The following is a 19,290-nucleotide window of genomic DNA, read 5'->3' as shown; positions in this document are numbered from 1 at the left end:
TTTTTAGTAAAACTAAAGCAATAGTGTGCATTTCATGTACTGAGGGAATTATTAAAATGAAAATATGTAAAACATCCTGGATACTGTTAATGGTAATTGGCATGGTATCTTTTTTTAACCCATCAATTGCTTGGTCTGTTGGATGTCCTTCGGTTGAAAAAATTTCACCCCCGAGCACCCTTAATATTAACCCCACTGTGGCTATCGGTAGCGTCGTCGGTGCAGTATCGGTCAGTTTTCCTTTCGGAAGCGCAACTTGTCCTGCTGGTACTTATCATAATGGGAACAACTATTGGTGGATTGGGGGGGTTGGCGTTCCTAATGGTAACTTGTATCCAACATCTATACCTGGTGTAGCATATCGAGCGCGTGTTGCTGCCGGTTGGCCAGGGCAAGAATTAACGAAAACTTGGCCTGCAAGTGTATATGCTTACGATCCAGGTCTGCCAGGGACTTATATGGGGGGGACCATTTATCTTGAATTTGTAAAAACAGGGCCGATAGGAAGTGGGACATTTGGTCCACTAGTTTTTGGGAGAGAGACCGTTAATAATGTTCCTGTTATTGAATTTTATCTCGATGGTCCCATTTTTCTCGCGCCGGTTACACCGGCCTGTACTGTAACTCAGTCGGCGATTGCCGTTAATCTGGATGATACCAATACGTCTCAATTAACGAGCGTGGGTAATACCAGCAAGGATAACGCGTTTAGTATTCCGTTGAATTGTACTTCGGCTTCTAATATTTCGCTGTCCTTTAGTGGTGATATTGCCGATGCCAACAATGCGGTATTCAGTAACCTCAGTGGCAGCACAAATGCCAACAGTGTTGGGGTGCAAATCTTGAAAGATAATACGCCTATACCAACGGCGGCGGGTACTTATCTTAACTTGGGAACGATTAATGGTAGCGTTTCGGTACCTATGACGGCCAGATATTATGCATTGACTAACAATGCCGATGCTGGCGCAGTCAGTGCTATTGCTTATGCAACCATTATGTATAACTAATTTGTTCACCAATGCTCCTGCAATTTTGGCAGGAGCGAGCCATACCTAAATATTATTTAAAGGAGTTTTAAAATGCGTATGTTTACCAAAGGACTGATTGCTGCTCTGGTTATTAGTACTACTTCTCTTGCTGCTCATGCCGCCGATACAACTATTACCATCAATGGCAAAGTCACTGCGGCGGCTTGTACCATTAATAACAATGGCGCTTACACGGTCACGATGCCTGATGTTACCGCGGCTACGCTGAACCCGGCCAACTCGTTTGGCACCTGGAAGGCTTTCGACGTGGCGCTGAGTAACTGTCCGGCTGGCACCTCCACGGTCACTGCTACGTTTGATGGTACAGCAGACAGTCGCGATGCGGCCAAGTATGCGAACACAACCGGTACCGGCTATGCCACCAACGTCGCGGTTCAGGTACAGAACCGCTCCGGCACTGTAGCCGATAAGGGTAAAAACAGCACCATGACGGTAAACGTGGATGGCAGCAAGAATGCAACATTTGATCTGCAGGCTCGCCCTTACAGTACTCCAGGCAGCGCCACCGTAGGCGATATCAACACCGTCGTGTTGATGAACTTCACCTATAACTGATTATGCCATTACCTGGCAGGAGAGCTATCCATGTTAAAACGTCTTTTTCTTCTCAACATGCTGCTTCCCGCCCTCGCTGTCCTGCCGGGCACGAAGGTGGAGGCTGCTGACGTCACCATCGTTGGTAAGATTACTGCCGCATCCTGTACCGTTAACCCGGTCCTCGCAGGAGGACAGGAGGTCAATCTTGGCACGCTGGGAAGAACCCGGTTCCAGAATGCCGGCGATGCCGGCGACTGGAAAAGCTTCAGTCTCAGCCTGACCAACTGCCCGGCTGGAACCAGCCAAAGTACCATTACGTTTTCCGGTACACCGGCGGGCCCAGGTGGTTCATTGTTCGCGAATACTGAACCGGCTGCGAGCGCCGCTGCCAATATGGCGGTGCAGATGGCAAAAGATGCCGACCACAGCGCGGTGTTGTCAAACGGCAACACCATGACGGTCAATGTTGATGGCGCGACTAACACCGCAACCTTCCCGTTGGCGGCCCGCTTGTATACGCCTGCCGGCAACGTTGGCGCGGGACTGGTATCAAGTAATGTGCTAGTTAACTTCACCTATCAATAGTTACAGACTAAACCTACGCTGTGGTAAAGGTTCCACAGCGAGGGTTTGGCAGTATATCCAAGGGTACTCGTCTGCATACAAGAACTGGAAAATTATGATGATAGCAGCAGAAATTGTAGGTTCTGGCCTGATGACGCTCGCTGAGTAAAAAAATTTTAATTGTTACCTGCTCTACCAAGTGAACATATCTGTATAAATAAACCTTAACGCTTCTATTTATTTATAAAATTATATTTTCAAAATACTATATTTACCTCTTGCAGAGGAATGGAATTGCAAATAAATACCATTAACAAATATAGAATTATAACATCCCACAGGATTAATTATGTTAAACATTGCCATTGAGGACTCAAACACACTTTATAGAAATGGATTTGAGTTATTTATTGAAAAGTTATTACGCAATGAAGCGAGTTCCTCTATCGAATTCCAAACTTTAACAAGAATAAATGCGATAGAAGCGGATATAATCGTAAAAGAGTTTTCTGCAGGTGCGCAATTTATTTGCCAGTCAGAACTAAAATATCGCACAAAGCCAGGCCTTATTATTGGCATTTACGATGCCGAAAAAAAACCTCATCATAAAAAATTACCACTTTGCATCAAGGATATTATCTTTATCTCACGGTCCGAGTCATTGTCTAGTGCTAGAGAAACAATTAGTAAAGCATGGCAGGAAACCAAAGCTATGCCTAAAAGTCCTCATTGCAATAAATGCGCGCAATGCAAATATCTGAGATTGACACCGCAACAGATTTTAATTGCGAAAGCTTTGCTACATGGAGAGGACATTCTTAAAATATCGCAGAAATTAAATATTAGCATAAAAACAGCCAGTGCGCATAAACGGCTGATAATGAGCAAGTTTAATCTCAGGAATGATTGTGAATTATTATTTTTTTTGAAGAGTCTTAAGGAAAAGAACCAACAAATATATTTATAGAAAGTACAAATAATAAATAACATTTCTAAATGTGAAGGTCTATGTGCCAAATTTTAATTTTCTCATAGAAAGATTTAATTTAAAAAAACGAAAATGGAAAATTAAATACTACGATACTTTCTCTGCATTGTAATCGTCACTCCCTTACGCTTAAGGACGTCGACTGCTCTTTCCAAATGCTTAGTATTCTACCGCGGGACCGTATCTACCTGCGTGTTAATAACTCTTAGTAAAGGTGATGTCATATGAAAAAGGTAAATATGCCACAGTTTGAAAAACGTCGTACATCTACACGCTACAGTGAAAAGCGTTCCAGAATGGTACTTAGCATGAAGGCCTGTGGTATGACAGCTGAGCAAATTGCGATAAAATTAGAAATGGAACTCACTCACGTGGAAGATATCTATTTCCTGACGGGCCTTCGCGATCAGTTATTGTGGAAGTCGTTACCCTGTGCGGCGATAAGGGCTTATTATCGGTACTGATATACGGTCAATACCGATGACCCAGCAAGCGCGATGTTGCGACAGACCGGTCGCATCACACATCAACACATGGCTTCTCGCTTCCCAGACAGGAAAAGCACTTTCGCTCTCAGTGCGGAGTCCTGGAAAACAGAACAATCACAACGGCTACATAAGCCCAGCATTTACCCGTCCAGTTATAGATCATATTGTAAGTATCTCCAAATCTTATACAAAAAATAGAATAAATAAAGTTTCGGGGAAGATCTAAAAATGGATTTCAGCGAAGCTGAGCATTCCAGATTTAGATATTTCTTACCATATAAAGCAGCAAAAAATGTGTTCGCTATATCCACAGGTGATTGATGGATTTTTATTCTCATCTGTTTAGTTTTTGGATCGGATATAAAAGAATTCAACTATCTCAAGATAGTTAGTTGAAGATTAACAAGAATATGAAACACAAATAATAGCCATAAAAAAACTGGCTTCAATAAGCCAGTTTTCCAGATTTTTAAAGGTGTGGAGATGACTTTCCTACACTAACCCCTCATGGTAACGAATTCTTCCGAACCGGTCGGGTGAATGGCCACTGTATTATCAAAGTCTTTCTTAGTCGCACCCATTTTCAGTGCCACTGCAAAGCCTTGCAGCATTTCATCCATGCCGTAACCGATGCCGTGAATACCAACGATTTTCTCATCCGGGCCAGCGCAAACCAGCTTCATGCGGCATGGCTGGCGGTGCGAAGTCACGGCGGTATACATCGCAGTGAAGGACGATTTGTACACTTTCACGTTGTCGTCGCCGTATTGCTCACGCGCTTGCGGTTCGGTTAAACCAACCGTGCCGATTGGCGGGTGGCTGAATACGACGGTAGGAACGTTGCTGTAATCTAAATGCTCGTCCGGCTTGTTATTAAACAGGCGTTCTGACAGGCGACGACCGGCCGCAACGGCGACTGGTGTCAGTTCGACGGCTCCGGTGTTATCGCCCACGGCATAAATGCCCGCAACGCTGGTGTTCTGGAATTTATCGACTTCGATATAGCCTTTGGCATTGGTTTTGACACCGGTTGCTGCCAGGTTGAAGTTGTCGGTTTCCGGCTCGCGACCAATCGCCCAAATCAGGCAATCTACGGTTTCAGAGCGGCCATCTTCCAGTTGCAGCGTCAAACTACCATCGGCATTTTTAACAACCGCTTTCGGCACCGCTTGCGTGTGCAGCGTTGGACCTTCGGTATTAATGACTTCCAGCAGCGTTTCGACGATTAACGGGTCAAAAGTACGCAGTGGTGCGTGTTGGCGCACAAACAGATGTGTCTCAGAACCCAGCGCGTTGACCACGCCTGCGATTTCAACCGCGATATAACCTGCACCAACAACCGCGATGCGTTTTGGCAACGCAGGAAGCGCGAAGAAGCCATCGGAATCAATACCGTACTCAGCACCTGGAATAGACGGACGACTTGGGCGGCCACCGGTGGCAATCAGGATGTGGTCTGCGGTGATGGTTTCGCCGTTCACTTCGACCGTGTGTGCGTCGACAAATTTCGCAAAGCCGCGAATTACATCAACGTTGTTTTTACCCAGCACGTTGTCATAAGAAGTGTGGATGCGGTCGATATATGCGGTGCGGCTGGCGATCAGTTTGTCCCAGTCGAATTTATTCACCGTGGTGTCGAAACCGTAATCCGGGCCGTAGTTGTGGATAGCTTCGGCGATTTGCGCCGCGTGCCACATTACTTTTTTCGGTACGCAACCCACGTTTACGCAGGTACCGCCCAGCTCTTTCGCCTCAATCAGTGCGCATTTCTTTCCATACATCGCCGCACGGTTAATGGAGGCAATACCGCCGCTGCCGCCGCCAATGGCGAGGTAGTCATAATGTTTGGTCATGATGTTTCCCTAATGAGTCGAAAAATATTCGCGATTGTAGCGCGCCGAGAAAATGGTTCCACCGATAGCTGCAATAGCCGTTACTCAGGCACAACCCAGCTCAATGTGGTCGAACCGTTGCCTGATGGCACCAGGGTTTTATGCAGCCACGGCAGTACATTAGCCATTTGCTGCTCCAGTTTCCACGGTGGGTTGATAACAATCATGCCGGAGGCAGTCATGCCACGGCGGTCGCTATCAGGCAGTACGGCCAGTTCGATTTGAAGAATGCGGCGAATGCCTGTTTCTTCCAGCTCGCGCAGCATGCGTTTGATTTGCTGACGCATAACCACGGGATACCACAGGGCGTAAGTCCCTGTCGCAAAACGCTTATAGCCATCGTTGATGCCTGTCACAACGGCCTGGTAGTCAGTTTTAATCTCATACGGTGGGTCGATAAGAATCAGACCACGACGCGAAGCTGGCGGCAGTTTGGATTTAAGCTGGGTGTAACCGTCTGCACGTTCAACGCGAGCGCGATTGTCTTTCTGGAATTCAGAACGCAGCAGCGGGAAATCTGACGGGTGCAGTTCGGTCAGTTGCAGGCTGTCTTGCTCGCGCAAAAGCTGGCGGGCAATCAGCGGGGAACCTGGGTAATAACGAAGCTGGCCGCTGTGGTTATAGGCTTTCACCGCACCAATATAGGCTTCAAGTTCGGCAGGTAAATCATCGTGTTGCCAGATGCGAGCGATCCCTTCCAGATATTCACCGGTGCGCTCTGCGTGCTCGCTGCTCAGTTTGTATCGGCCTGCGCCTGCATGAGTATCCAGGTACAGAAAAGGTTTTTCCTTCTCTTTTAAGGATTCGATGATCAGACTTTGAACGGTGTGTTTCAGTACGTCGGCGTGGTTGCCGGCGTGAAAGCTGTGGCGATAACTGAGCATGGCTTGCAGGGTTTCCAAAGACAAAAGAAGAACAACTATTCTGCACAGTATACAGCCTTATGCTCACCGCCTGGCATTGAAATTAGCTAAACTAAGCCTCATGTTAAGAAGATTGCTTTTGTAGCGCATTACGCGCTCCACTTCTCCGATATCAGGAACCGCGCTTATGACTAATCCATTGCTGACCCCTTTCGATCTGCCGCCGTTTTCCGCTCTTAAACCTGAACATATCGTGCCAGCCGTGCAGCAAGCGCTGGATGATTGCCGTGCGAAAGTCGAAAGCGTGGTAGCGCAAGGCGCGCCTTATAACTGGGATAATCTTTGCCAGCCGCTGGCAGAAGTAGACGACCGCCTGGGCCGCATCTTCTCGCCGGTCAGTCATTTGAATTCGGTACAAAACAGCGCGGAACTGCGTGAGGCTTACGAACAAACGCTGCCGCTGCTGTCTGAGTACAGCACCTGGGTTGGGCAGCACGAAGGGCTTTATCAGGCGTATCGCAACCTGCGCGATGGCGCGTTTTATGCCGATCTGAGCGTGGCTGAGAAAAAAGCTGTTGATAACGCACTGCGTGATTTCGAGCTTTCTGGCATCGGTTTGCCGCCAGAAAAACAAAAGCGCTATGGCGAAATCGCTGCGCGCTTGTCTGAACTGGGTTCGACCTACAGCAACAACGTGCTGGATGCGACCCAAGGCTGGACGAAACTGATTACTGACGAAGCGCAACTTTCTGGTATGCCGGAAAGTGCACTGGCGGCAGCACGCGCTCAGGCCGAAGCCAAAGAGCAAGATGGCTGGCTGCTGACGCTGGATATCCCAAGCTATTTGCCAGTGCTCACTTACTGCGACAACCGTGGACTGCGCGAAGAAATGTATCGCGCCTATGCGACTCGCGCATCCGATCAAGGCCCGAATGCAGGCAAGTGGGACAACACGCCAGTGATGGAAGAAATTCTGGCGCTGCGTCATGAATTGGCTGAGCTGCTGGGCTTTGGCGACTACGCGGAAAAATCTCTCGCCACTAAAATGGCAGAAAACCCGCAGCAGGTGCTCGAGTTCTTAACCGATCTCGCTAAACGTGCGCGTCCACAGGGCGAGGCTGAACTGGCGCAACTGCGCGCGTTCACGCAAAAAGAATTTAACGTCACCGAGCTGGAACCGTGGGACATCACCTATTACAGCGAAAAACAGAAACAGCATCTGTACAGCATCAGCGACGAACAACTGCGCCCATATTTCCCGGAAGATCGCGCGGTAAACGGCCTGTTTGAAGTGGTGAAACGCATTTACGGTATCACCGCGAAAGAACGCAAAGACATCGACGTGTGGCATTCCGATGTGCGTTTCTTCGAGCTATATGACGAGAAAAATGAGTTGCGTGGCAGCTTCTATCTCGACCTGTATGCCCGCGAAAACAAACGCGGCGGGGCGTGGATGGATGATTGCGTAGGCCAGATGCGTAAAGCCGATGGCTCGCTGCAAAAACCTGTCGCCTACCTGACCTGTAACTTCAACCGCCCGGTCAATGGCAAACCCGCGCTGTTTACTCATGACGAAGTGATCACGCTGTTCCATGAGTTCGGACACGGTTTGCACCACATGCTGACTAAAGTCGAAACGGCGGGTGTTTCTGGTATTAACGGTGTGCCGTGGGATGCGGTCGAGTTGCCAAGCCAGTTTATGGAAAACTGGTGCTGGGAGCCTGACGCGCTGGCGTTTATCTCCGGCCATTACGAAACTGGCGAACCGCTGCCAAAAGAGCTACTGGATAAAATGCTGGCGGCGAAGAACTACCAGGCAGCGCTGTTTATTCTGCGCCAGTTGGAGTTCGGCCTGTTCGACTTCCGTCTGCACGCTGAATTCAACCCGGAGCAGGGCGCGAAAGTGCTGGAAACTCTGGCTGAAATCAAGAAGCTGGTTGCGGTTGTGCCATCGCCAAAATGGGGTCGTTTCCCACACGCCTTCAGCCATATCTTTGCTGGCGGTTATGCGGCGGGTTATTACAGCTACCTGTGGGCGGATGTGCTGGCGGCAGATGCGTTCTCACGTTTTGAAGAAGAAGGCATTTTCAACCGCGAAACCGGGCAATCATTCCTTGATAACATCCTGACTCGTGGCGGTTCAGAAGAGCCAATGGAGCTGTTCAAACGCTTCCGTGGCCGTGAACCGCAGCTCGATGCGATGCTGGCTCATTACGGCATCAAGGGCTAATTCATTCTGTGAAAATCTGTTTATTAACTGAAGCAGGCGCCGACTCCGGCGCCTTATCACTTTTGAGCGAGCGCTGGGGTCTTGTGCACGATGCAGATTCCCTGATGGCGCTGGTTTTGACGCCTGACCATCTCGAATTACGTAAGCGCGACGAGCCAAAACTCGGCGGTATTTTTGTTGATTTTGTCTCTGGAGCGATGGCGCATCGCCGCAAATTTGGCGGTGGGCGTGGCGAAGCGGTGGCAAAAGCGGTTGGCATCAAAAGCGGCTATCTGCCAGATGTTGTCGATGCGACAGCAGGGCTTGGGCGCGATGCGTTCGTGCTGGCGTCTGTAGGCTGCCGCGTGCGAATGCTGGAGCGTAATCCGGTAGTGGCGGCGTTGCTCGACGACGGTTTACGCCGTGGTTACCAGGATGCGGAAATTGGCGGCTGGTTGCAGGAACGTTTGCAGCTGATTCACGCTTCAAGTCTGACGGCGTTGAGCGATATTACGCCGCGCCCGGAAGTGGTCTATCTCGATCCGATGTTCCCGCATAAGCAGAAAAGCGCGCTGGTGAAGAAAGAGATGCGTGTGTTTCAGTCGCTAGTGGGGCCAGACGAAGATGCAGATGGTTTGCTGTTGCCTGCGCAAAAGCTGGCGACAAAACGTGTGGTGGTGAAACGCCCGGACTACGCGCCGCCGCTCGGTGGCGTGGAAACGCATAACGCTGTGGTCACCAAAGGCCACCGGTTTGATATTTATTCGGGAACGGCAATCGTGGAATAGAACACCCCTCACCCCGACCCTCTCCTGGGGAGGGTTAGGGTGAGGGCTTAAACGTTCTAAACTTAATCTTCGTCTTCGTCGCGCAGTGGAACAATCAGCATATCAACGTGAACGGTGTTGATCAGCTGACGTGCAGAAGACATCAGTTTGCTCCAGAAATCCTGGTGGTGCCCGCAGACCACTAAGTCCATATCGTACTTCTTAATGGCATCTACCAGAACCTGGCCCAGATCGCCGCTACCGCTCAGGGTTTCAGTGATTGGATAACCTGCGCCAGTTGACAGCTCGCTCAATGCGTTATGAGTTTCTTCAGAAATGCGTTTCTGCATATCGCCAAGATTTACATCGATCAATCCGGTATAGAGATCGGAGTAATTTACATCGACATGAATCAGGGAAACCTTCGCGTTGTATGGGCGAGCCATAGAAACCGCTTTTTCCACCAGTACTTTGCTCTCCGGGGAGAGATCTACCGCGATTAGAATGTGTTTGTAAGACATAATTTTACTCCTTCCATAAGTTGTCGATGACCAGCCTGGTCGGATAACACGATGCGCTGCATCTGTGCCATCCGCGTCTAAAGACCTAAATTGTAGATGATATTTCTACCCTATAGCGAATGATAGAAATCGTCAATGTGCCACCGCTGTATACATTGAAGCCCCAAATAGCCTTAATCGCTTTGATAAAGATTAATGATGTGGCAAAAAAATTAGCGGATCTCCTACACTATTAAATGAGCCGTTCCGGAATAGTAATGTGAGCCGGATCGGCTTTTTGGGCTCGCTGAACGGTCTTTCTGGTTTTCGGGGTGAGCGGTTGCCCTGGAGTGATGTTCTGGGGCTTCACCGGGAGGGGTATTATGATGATCAGCACCGTCGCACTTTTTTGGGCGCTTTGTGTAGTTTGTGTCGTGAATATGGCGCGCTATTACTCATCTTTGCGTGCACTGCTGGTGGTACTTCGCGGTTGCGATCCGCTGCTGTACCAATATGTCGATGGAGGCGGTTTTTTTACCTCACACGGCCAGCCAAGCAAACAGATTCGCTTAGTGGGCTACATCTATGCTCAACGTTATCTTGACCATCACGACGATGAGTTTATCCGCCGCTGTGAACGTCTGCGCCGCCAATTTATTTTGACCAGCGCGCTGTGCGGACTTGTGGTGATTAGTCTTATCGGTTTGATGATTTGGCACTGACAGTTTGAGCACATAAAAAAAGCGGGCCAGTAAACTGACCCGCTTTTTGCTTTCTGGTGACTACACCGCTCTTAAATGAAGTGCAGTGAAATCCAGTAAAGAGAACCAGAAAGCAGAATCGACACCGGCAGAGTAAACACCCAGGCCATCAGGATGTTGGTTACCGTTTTACGCTGCAAACCGCCGCCATCAACCACCATCGTCCCCGCTACGGAAGAAGAAAGCACGTGAGTGGTAGAAACCGGCATACCGGTGTAGCTCGCAATACCGATGGAGACGGCGGCTGTCATCTGCGCGGACATACCCTGCGCATACGTCATGCCTTTCTTACCAATCTTCTCACCGATAGTTGTTGCCACACGACGCCAGCCAATCATAGTACCGAGGCCAAGCGCCAGAGCGACCGCCATGATAATCCAGATTGGTGCGTACTCGATGGTATACAACAAGTCAGTTTTCAGCTCTTTCAGGAAGCGCTTATCGTCCGGTTTGGTTTCCGGCAGTTTAGCGACTTTCTCTGAAGTATCAGAGATGCACAGCAGCAGGCGGCGCATATGGCTACGCTGCTCGATGCTCAACTTGTCGTAGCTGTCGATATTGCCCAGTAGTTCTTTCGCACGCTGCACTGCAATCATGGCGCGGCTGGCGTCACAATGGAATTCAGCAGGCTTATCCTGACCCTTCACTTCTTCAGGGGTTGGAATAGCTGGGTTCAGATCGACAACGTGCTTAATCGCATCGCCGTGCTGCGCGTAATACTGCTCAAGGTGCGTAATGGCATCGCGAGTACGAGCAATGTCGTAACCGGAAGCATTCATGTTCACCACGAAGCCTGCAGGCGCAACGCCAATCAATACCAGCATGATTAAGCCGATACCTTTCTGCCCGTCGTTTGCGCCATGAGAGAAGCTCACGCCAATAGCGGAGATAATCAGGGCGATACGCGTCCAGAATGGTGGCTTTTTCTTGCCGTCTTGTTTTTCACGCTCGGCAGGTGTCAGGTGGATACGGCGGCGCTTTTTGGTGCCGCTCCAGTAGCGACGTAGCAAAAAGATTAACCCGCCCGCAATCACCAGACCCACAATTGGAGAGAGGATCAACGACATGAAAATCCCAATCACTTTCGGGATATTCAGCGCATCAACAACGGAGGTTCCGTTCATTAATGCATTCGTCAAACCAATACCAATGATGGCACCGATTAGCGTATGGGAGCTGGATGCTGGCAGACCAAAATACCAGGTGCCGAGGTTCCAGATAATAGCGGCCAGCAACATAGAGAACACCATGGCGAGGCCATGAGCGGACCCTACGTTCAACAGCAGATCGGTTGGCAACATATGCACAATCGCATACGCCACGCTCAATCCGCCGAGCAGAACGCCGAGGAAGTTAAATAACGCCGCCATTGCCACCGCGAGTTGCGATCGCATTGCACGTGTATAGATAACGGTTGCCACTGCGTTTGCAGTGTCATGGAAGCCGTTGATCGCTTCGTAGAAGAGAACAAATGCCAGAGCAAGTAATAACAAAAGCCCGGTATGTAGATCCAGGCCATTAAACAGAAATTCCATAGACGTTACGCCATTTTGAGGACATGAACGCGGCGCATTATGTAAGACAACTCCGTAATGCGCCAACAGAAATATGGACTTTTCTTGATGTTTGTCCTTCCTAGGTCAAACAATGAAAAGATTTACATATTTATTTTCAATCACCTGCAATTGTTAAGACGCATTTAGCTGGTGCGACCAGCCCGCTATCTTTACAATTCCTTGCATTAAGCATAGTCGGGAGTAGGTCGTGGAAAAGTTTGATGCCGTAATTATTGGTGCGGGAGCCGCAGGAATGTTCTGTGCAGCGATGGCTGGGCAGGCGGGAAGCAAAGTGCTACTCATCGATAACGGTAAAAAACCAGGCCGTAAGATTCTGATGTCGGGCGGAGGTCGCTGCAACTTTACTAACCTTTATATCGAACCTGCAGCTTATCTCAGCCAAAACCCTCATTTTTGCAAATCTGCGCTCGCACGCTACACCCAGTGGGATTTTATCGACATGGTCGGTAAGCACGGTATCGCGTGGCATGAGAAAACGCTCGGCCAACTTTTTTGTGATGAATCAGCTCAACAGATAGTCGATATGCTGGTGGTCGAATGTGATAAAGGGCAAGTGACCATGCGCCTGCGTAGCGAAGTGTTAGGCATCGAACGTGATGAAAACGGCTACACCATTCAATTAAATGGCGACAGCGTTCAGGCAGCAAAATTAGTCATCGCTACGGGCGGGCTTTCCATGCCGGGCCTGGGGGCTACACCTTTTGGCTATAAAATCGCTGAACAGTTTGGGCTAAAAGTGTTGCCAACTCGTGCAGGCCTTGTGCCGTTTACGCTGCACAAACCGTTACTCGAACAGCTACAGGTACTTTCAGGCGTCTCGGTTCCGTCCGTCATTACGGCTGAAAACGGCGTGAGCTTCCGTGAAAGTTTATTGTTTACGCATCGTGGTCTGTCTGGCCCTGCGGTGTTGCAACTGTCGAGTTACTGGCAGCCTGGCGAGTTTGTGAGCGTTAACTTACTTCCTGATACCGATCTGGATGAATTGCTTAACGAGCAGCGCAACGCTCATCCAAATCAAAGCCTGAAAAACACGCTGGCGATGGTACTGCCAAAACGCCTGGTGGAGTGCCTGCAACAGCTTGAGCAAATACCGGATGTCACACTTAAACAGCTCAATACCCGTCAACAAAGTGAAGTGCTTGAAATCTTACAAAACTGGCGTGTGCAGCCTAACGGCACCGAAGGTTATCGCACCGCTGAAGTCACCCTTGGCGGCGTGGATACCAACGAACTTAGCTCCCGCACCATGGAAGCGCGTAATGTGCCGGGGCTGTATTTTATCGGTGAAGTGATGGACGTAAGTGGTTGGTTAGGCGGGTATAATTTCCAGTGGGCCTGGGCATCTGCCTGGGCGTGCGCGCAGGATTTGGTTGTAAATTAATGAGCAGGGAATCGGCAGCGCTACCTTCAAAACGAGCATTTCATTACGCTTCGTTCAGAAATCTATTTTTCGCGCGTCTTTTAACGGTACTGGGCAACGGTATTGCACCCATTGCTCTGGCTTTTGCTGTGCTCGATATGGGCGGAACGGCTGCTGATTTAGGTATTGTGATTGCCTCACGTTCCGTTTTTAACGTTGCCTTTTTGCTCATTGGCGGAGTGCTCGCCGATCGCTACGCACGAAGCAAAGTCCTGTTGTACTCATCGGTGATTGCCGCTGTTTCTCAGGCTGTTGTCGCCTGCCTGGTGTTGGATGGATCGGCTACCATCGCGCTATTGGCGGTGCTCGGCGCGATAAATGGCGCAGCGGCGGGAGCGTCGCTACCGGCATCACAATCAATGGTTCCGCAAACCGTTCCGGTACATTCATTGCGAGAAGCCAACGCCTTTATTCAGTTGGGAATTTACGGCGGAACGGTGCTTGGCGCGTCGCTGGGTGGCGTGTTGATCAGCGTGATGGGACCGGGCTGGGGGCTGGCAGTAGATGCATTAGGATTTGCTGCATCAGCACCACTTTATCTGATGATCCGCATCCATTCGACACAACCGCAAGGCTCGCAATCCAACATATTGCAGGATTTAAAAGACGGCTGGACCGAGTTTATTTCTCGCTCGTGGGTTTGGGCGATAGTGGTGCAGTTTACCATTGTGAATGCGGCTTTCAGCGGCGTGATGATGATACTTGGCCCGGTCGTCGCTGATGAGACATTTGGCCGCGCGGGTTGGGGAATGGCCATCGCGGCACAAAGCGCTGGCTTGATTGTTGGCTCAGTTATTGCGCTTCGCTGGCGGCCTCGTCGCGATTTACTTATTGGCACAATTCTGACGGCATTTTGCGCAGGGCCGATTGTCGTTCTGGCTTTGCTACCATCGACACCTATCCTGATGATGGTATTTTTTATCGCTGGCGTGGGCTTCGGTTTGTTTGGTGTGGCGTGGGCGCAATCGTTGCAAACGCATATCCCGCCGGAAAAACTGGCGCGGGTTTACGCATACGACGCGTTAGGTTCATTTGTGGCGATTCCGGTGGGTGAACTTGCCGCAGGCCCGCTGGCGATGCACTACGGCAATGAAAAAGTCTTACTGGCTTGCGCAGCCGCGGTTCTGCTGGCAACTATCGCCGCCAGCTTCACGCCGTCCATCAGGCGGCTCGATAATGCCGCTCAAGTCAGGCGACATCAGGTTTAATCTTACTGACAGGCTAATGCCAAATCTTTATTTAGCAGGTAAGGGCGCAGATATCCAACGGTGTTGGATAGCGGCAATACATCTTCATGCAATTGAATATTAAGCACATTGCTGATGTATTCCCGGCGTGCGCTAATACGCTGCCAAAGCTCAGGATAATCGGTTTTAATTTGCTCACGAAGCGCCTTGTCGGCCAGTGCTACAGTGTCTTCGATACTGGCTCCGGCATAGCCTTTGCGCGACGGAATAATGTCGATTTGCAGCAGCATACCGCTGGATAATGGAATATCTGACGCCGGGTAAATTGGCGAACACAGCCACTCTTCATCGGCGACCAAATGGCCAGGATTCAGGTGCCAGTGGTATTCGTCTTTTGGTAAAACCCGCTCAATCAGTTCGTAAACTTCATGGCCTTTTACGCCAACATGCATCTTCTCAAGCCAGCTCACTACCGCGCGATAATACGGAATGGCGACCACATCCAGATAATCTTTAACGTCGGGATGAAGCTCATCGGCACTACTCACAACGTAAGCCGCGCGGCTGGTTAAACCGCCTTTATAGCTGACGGTTAACGAGAATTTATCGCCTTGTTGGATGTGCTTATCGGAAGGATACAAATTGGCGTTTTCGAAGCGATCGCCCGTCGCGGCTATGGTTACGACGTTGTTTGCCTGCCCTTCAGCGGCAAGCAGTGCGGCAATCGATTTTTCTGTTTTACCCAGGTCAATTGCGTTTAGGGCGGTTAGTGCCGCCGTTGATGCCAGATTTGCGCCGTATTCGTAATGGGCGATTTCGTTGGCATTATTAATAATGCGTGCGCCATTGCGCGGCGAGATAAACAGCCCGGTGGCATTAAGCAGCTCGCATTCTGGAGTGAGCGCAGCCTGAAGGGCATGGAAAATAAAAGTCGGGATGTCGAACAGTGACGAGTTGTTGTCGTGGTTGCCGGTGAACAGCTTCCAGCCCGCGATCCCGACGCGCTGTTGTCCATCCAGTCCGGCTTGCTTTAGCAAGTCACTGAGCGAAAGTGCGGTGTCCATCGGCTGGTTTGGCAGTGAAAACCACGGAGCATGAACCACTTTAGCGGGCGTTCTGGAGAATTGCGCCAGCTTAAGGTTTTCATTGCCGAGCACCAGCACCGCCTCGCCATTTTTATGCAGCACCAACAAACCTTCTTCAAATCGCGGAATGAAACCGGTCAGATACTCAAAATTCCCGCCATGTTCTTTGTCTGCGTAAACGACTAGCGAATCGAGATTCTGCTGCGCCATTCCCTGCAAAATTTTGCGCAAGCGCTCCTGAATCGTCCGATCGTTTAACCCAACACTCGGGACGTTGAGATAGATTTCAGGCTGCTTGATGGTGGTAAGCGTGATATTAGGCATGGGTTTGTAACTCCGTTTTCTTATCCCCGGTAGAACCTTAACTTACCACCGTGCGAATACTGAGCCTATCCCGGCAATCGAGATTTGGGCCGTCCTGGGCCAAGTAACACCGCCAGTTTTCCGCCACCTTGTGTGGTTTCCATCAAGATTTTGCACACGCTGGTGAGCGGCACGGAAAGTAACATGCCGACCGGGCCGAGCAGCCAGCCCCAGAATAGTAACGAAAGGAAAACCACGAACGTCGACATCCCCAGCCCGCGGCCCATCATGCGTGGCTCGACAATATTTCCCAGCACCATGTGTACCGCCAGGAATAACGCACCGACCAGCACCATTTCGTAAGTGCCGTTGAACAAAAATGCCTGAATCATCGGTGGAATCGCAGAAATAACCGAACCGATGTTAGGAATGTAATTCAGCAAGAACCCCAGCACGCCCCACATTAGCGCAAACTGCACGCCCATCAGTTCCAGCCCAAGCCAGATAATCAGCCCGGTCCACAGGCTTATTAATGTTTTGAGGGCCAGGTAATGCGTCACGCCTTTTAAAGCACGGTGCAGGCTGGCGATGTGAATTTTCGGATTGGAAAGGGCAAAACGGAGTTTATAGGGAACGTGGCGCACTTCGAACAACATAAACACCACGGTCATAACCAGCAGTAAAATACTGGCCATCGCACCGGAAAGGCTGGTCATGAGTGTCGTGGCATACGACATCACTTTCTCAGAATCCATACGCTGCAACATGCGCTCAGGTGATAATCGCAGATGCATAAACGGCAGCATCTTTTCGAGCTCAAAAACTTTTTGCGTCAGCATTTTATTGTACTTGGGCAGCATATCGACAAACTCGCTCATCGACGCTGCCAGCACACCAACCAGCATGGTCAGCACGACCAACATGGCAAACACGACCATTGAAATAGCCAGCGGACGGTTCACTCCCCTGCGAATTAGCCAGGTGACTAAGGGGTTTAAGACAATGGCAAAAAACAGGGCCAATAAAAGCTGGACGATAATGTCTGCGGCCGCATGAATCCCGGCAAGAATAATCACCAGAGCAGAAAGCTTAATGAGAATGTGTAGCCCGGTTTTGTCGGGTTCTGGAGAAACCATGAAAAGATCCTGTGTTCGAGGGATCTTCTTAGTGTAGCGCTTCGTTTGTTTCTCACTCGCAGGTCGAGTCTGAAAGTCTGTTGCTGAAATGTGAATCACGACATGGTTATACTGAGGAACGCTGTTTTAAAAGTGATTAACCATGCCTGACCTGACACCCGCCCCGGTAGTAAGTAGTTTCCGACTCAATCTACAGATTGTTTCTGTCGTGATGTTCAATTTTGCCAGCTATATGACGATAGGCCTGCCGCTCGCAGTGTTGCCGGGCTACGTGCATGACGTTATGGGATACAGCGCGTTTTGGGCGGGGCTGGTGATTAGCCTGCAATATTTCGCCACGCTGCTCAGTCGCCCACATGCGGGGCGTTACGCGGATATTCTTGGCCCGAAAAAGATCGTTATATTCGGTTTGTGCGGCTGTTTTCTCAGTGGTGCGAGCTACTTGCTGGCGGCGTTTGGCAGTGCATGGCCGCTGGCGAGTCTGGTTCTACTGTGCCTTGGGCGCGTGATTTTGGGGATTGGGCAAAGTTTTGCAGGAACCGGTTCAACGCTTTGGGGCGTCGGAGTTGTCGGCTCGCTGCACATCGGGCGGGTGATCTCCTGGAATGGCATCGTGACCTATGGCGCGATGGCGATGGGCGCACCGCTGGGGGTGCTGTTTTATCACTTCGGCGGGCTGAAATTACTGGCGGGAATCATTATGGCGGTGGCGCTGATTGCGGTGCTGCTGGCCATTCCTCGCCCGGCGGTGAAAGCCAGCAAGGGCAAGCCACTGCCGTTTCGTGCGGTGCTCGGGCGAGTCTGGCCCTACGGCATGGCGCTGGCACTGGCGTCCGCAGGATTTGGCGTTATCGCCACCTTCATCACCCTGTTTTACGACGCCAAAGGTTGGGACGGCGCGGCCTTTGCACTCACCCTCTTTAGCTGCGCATTTGTGGGCACTCGCTTACTGTTCCCTAACGGTATTAACCGGCTTGGCGGCCTGAACGTGGCGATGATTTGCTTCTCGGTGGAGATTATCGGGTTGCTGTTAGTGGGCTTTGCGCACGAACCTTGGATGGCAAAAGTCGGCACATTTTTGACGGGGGCAGGTTTTTCATTGGTGTTCCCGGCGTTGGGTGTGGTTGCTGTGAAAATGGTGCCGCAACAAAACCAGGGTAGCGCGCTGGCGACCTACACCGTGTTTATGGATTTATCGCTGGGGATCACCGGGCCATTAGCCGGATTTGTGATGGTTTACGCGGGCGTCTCGGTGATTTATCTGGCAGCGGCGGTGCTGGTTTGCATCGCGCTATTAATGGCATGGCTGTTAAAAAAACGGCCCCCGGTTGAAGAACCGGAGGCCGTCTCATCATCACAACCGTAATTACTTGATGGTGATGGTATTAATGATGTTTTCTGCCGCAGTTTGCGCCGCTTGCTGGTTATCAGCAGGCAGTGTAATTTGCATAGTTAACAGTTGGTTATCAACTTTACCCAGGATAACAGACGAGTAAGCCGTCTGGCCTTTGGCGGAGATAACGCTGTCTAACTGTTGCAGCGTGTGGCCTTTAATCTCGACGGATTTATTGGTCACGACTTGCAGTTGTGGGTCACGAGCACGCTGTTGATCTTCAAGGCGTTTTGCCAGGGCGGCCAGATCGTCTGGCGTGTTCTCACCCACAATCACAATCACTGCTTTCTGACCGGTAGCGTCAGAATAAACGTGCATGTTATTTGCCTGAGTGCCTAATTTACCGCTCTGATCGGTCATATCGGCGGGGAGTGCAAAGCTGATTTTCCCATCCAGCAGACTGACCGGCTGACTGGCTGCGCTAGCCTGCGCCGCATCGTTCGCTGTCGCCGTTTTGCTGTCGTTGTTATCGCAAGCGGCCAGGCCCAATACCAGCAGGCCGATACCGACATATTTTACCAGGTTACCCATGACTTCTTCCTTTACGTTAGCAAGCCTTTGCGGCCTT

At 50.4% G+C, this 19,290-nt stretch carries 18 protein-coding genes; 11 read left to right on the top strand and 7 right to left on the bottom strand.

From position 1 onward, the window contains the following. Positions 1-89: 89 nt before the first annotated feature. The 5 genes from AC0IWZ_RS20595 (at position 90) to AC0IWZ_RS20575 (ending at position 3,605) form a co-directional block, all read left to right on the top strand. On the top strand, positions 90-1,010 hold the full coding sequence (locus AC0IWZ_RS20595) for a fimbrial protein (protein ID WP_471678578.1): 921 nt from the start codon (positions 90-92) through the stop codon (positions 1,008-1,010). Between the two features lie 72 nt (positions 1,011-1,082). Further along, complete coding sequence (locus AC0IWZ_RS20590; protein WP_471678579.1) at positions 1,083-1,607, top strand: fimbrial protein; 525 nt, start codon at positions 1,083-1,085, stop codon at positions 1,605-1,607. Positions 1,608-1,637: 30 nt separating this feature from the next. Further along, positions 1,638-2,174: a fimbrial protein gene (locus AC0IWZ_RS20585; RefSeq protein WP_471678580.1), complete on the top strand. Its 537-nt coding sequence runs from the start codon at positions 1,638-1,640 to the stop codon at positions 2,172-2,174. Between the two features lie 328 nt (positions 2,175-2,502). Further along, positions 2,503-3,120, top strand: a complete 618-nt coding sequence (locus AC0IWZ_RS20580) for a helix-turn-helix transcriptional regulator (RefSeq protein ID WP_471678581.1) — start codon at positions 2,503-2,505, stop codon at positions 3,118-3,120. A 245-nt stretch (positions 3,121-3,365) separates the two neighbouring features. Further along, positions 3,366-3,605, top strand: coding sequence for a hypothetical protein (locus AC0IWZ_RS20575; protein ID WP_471678582.1), 240 nt, complete (start codon positions 3,366-3,368; stop codon positions 3,603-3,605). A 521-nt stretch (positions 3,606-4,126) separates the two neighbouring features. On the opposite strand, the gene gorA is transcribed toward AC0IWZ_RS20575, so the two are convergent. Next, positions 4,127-5,482 carry a glutathione-disulfide reductase gene (gene gorA / locus AC0IWZ_RS20570; protein WP_471678583.1) on the bottom strand — a complete coding sequence of 452 codons (1,356 nt, stop codon included), beginning with the start codon at positions 5,480-5,482 and terminating at the stop codon, positions 4,127-4,129. Between the two features lie 80 nt (positions 5,483-5,562). Further along, the gene (locus AC0IWZ_RS20565) at positions 5,563-6,405 is read right to left on the bottom strand and encodes a 23S rRNA (adenine(2030)-N(6))-methyltransferase RlmJ (protein WP_034499631.1); all 843 of its coding nucleotides are present in this window, start codon (positions 6,403-6,405) and stop codon (positions 5,563-5,565) included. Between the two features lie 166 nt (positions 6,406-6,571). Between AC0IWZ_RS20565 and prlC the strand changes: the two genes are divergently transcribed. Together prlC and rsmJ are read left to right on the top strand one after the other, a co-directional pair. Beyond that, positions 6,572-8,614, top strand: coding sequence for an oligopeptidase A (gene prlC, locus AC0IWZ_RS20560; RefSeq protein ID WP_471678584.1), 2,043 nt, complete (start codon positions 6,572-6,574; stop codon positions 8,612-8,614). A gap of 8 nt (positions 8,615-8,622) precedes the next feature. Then, a complete protein-coding gene (rsmJ, locus tag AC0IWZ_RS20555) occupies positions 8,623-9,381 on the top strand; it encodes a 16S rRNA (guanine(1516)-N(2))-methyltransferase RsmJ (protein ID WP_034499578.1) in 759 nt (252 codons plus the stop codon). 62 nt (positions 9,382-9,443) lie between these two features. Here rsmJ and uspA read toward each other — a convergent pair whose 3' ends face one another. Next, positions 9,444-9,881, bottom strand: a complete 438-nt coding sequence (gene uspA, locus AC0IWZ_RS20550; RefSeq protein ID WP_034499576.1) for a universal stress protein UspA — start codon at positions 9,879-9,881, stop codon at positions 9,444-9,446. A 365-nt stretch (positions 9,882-10,246) separates the two neighbouring features. On the opposite strand from uspA, the gene uspB reads away from it, so the two are divergent. Further along, positions 10,247-10,582: a universal stress protein UspB gene (uspB, locus tag AC0IWZ_RS20545; RefSeq protein WP_034499574.1), complete on the top strand. Its 336-nt coding sequence runs from the start codon at positions 10,247-10,249 to the stop codon at positions 10,580-10,582. A 71-nt stretch (positions 10,583-10,653) separates the two neighbouring features. On the opposite strand, the gene pitA is transcribed toward uspB, so the two are convergent. Next, the gene (gene pitA / locus AC0IWZ_RS20540; protein ID WP_034499572.1) at positions 10,654-12,156 is read right to left on the bottom strand and encodes an inorganic phosphate transporter PitA; all 1,503 of its coding nucleotides are present in this window, start codon (positions 12,154-12,156) and stop codon (positions 10,654-10,656) included. Between the two features lie 229 nt (positions 12,157-12,385). On the opposite strand from pitA, the gene AC0IWZ_RS20535 reads away from it, so the two are divergent. Further along, entirely contained in the window at positions 12,386-13,579 is a 1,194-nt protein-coding gene (locus AC0IWZ_RS20535; RefSeq protein WP_471678585.1) for a BaiN/RdsA family NAD(P)/FAD-dependent oxidoreductase, read from the top strand. Beyond that, positions 13,579-14,826 (top strand): MFS transporter, encoded by a 1,248-nt coding sequence (locus AC0IWZ_RS20530; RefSeq protein WP_471678586.1) that lies wholly within the window; start codon positions 13,579-13,581, stop codon positions 14,824-14,826. The genes AC0IWZ_RS20535 and AC0IWZ_RS20530 overlap by 1 nt, the downstream gene beginning before the upstream one ends. A gap of 2 nt (positions 14,827-14,828) precedes the next feature. On the opposite strand, the gene AC0IWZ_RS20525 is transcribed toward AC0IWZ_RS20530, so the two are convergent. Both AC0IWZ_RS20525 and AC0IWZ_RS20520 read right to left on the bottom strand, forming a co-directional pair. Beyond that, positions 14,829-16,214 carry a M24 family metallopeptidase gene (locus AC0IWZ_RS20525; protein WP_471678587.1) on the bottom strand — a complete coding sequence of 462 codons (1,386 nt, stop codon included), beginning with the start codon at positions 16,212-16,214 and terminating at the stop codon, positions 14,829-14,831. A gap of 65 nt (positions 16,215-16,279) precedes the next feature. Continuing rightward, the gene (locus tag AC0IWZ_RS20520; RefSeq protein ID WP_034499563.1) at positions 16,280-17,329 is read right to left on the bottom strand and encodes an AI-2E family transporter; all 1,050 of its coding nucleotides are present in this window, start codon (positions 17,327-17,329) and stop codon (positions 16,280-16,282) included. A gap of 142 nt (positions 17,330-17,471) precedes the next feature. Between AC0IWZ_RS20520 and AC0IWZ_RS20515 the strand changes: the two genes are divergently transcribed. Next, entirely contained in the window at positions 17,472-18,695 is a 1,224-nt protein-coding gene (locus AC0IWZ_RS20515; RefSeq protein WP_034499561.1) for an MFS transporter, read from the top strand. On the opposite strand, the gene AC0IWZ_RS20510 is transcribed toward AC0IWZ_RS20515, so the two are convergent. Next, entirely contained in the window at positions 18,696-19,253 is a 558-nt protein-coding gene (locus AC0IWZ_RS20510) for a DcrB family lipoprotein (RefSeq protein ID WP_034499559.1), read from the bottom strand. Positions 19,254-19,290: the final 37 nt, after the last annotated feature.

Source organism: Buttiauxella sp. AC142, from assembly GCF_979253435.1.
The sequence above is the reverse complement of the archived record's forward strand: the minus strand, read 5'-3'. Positions and strand labels throughout refer to the sequence as shown.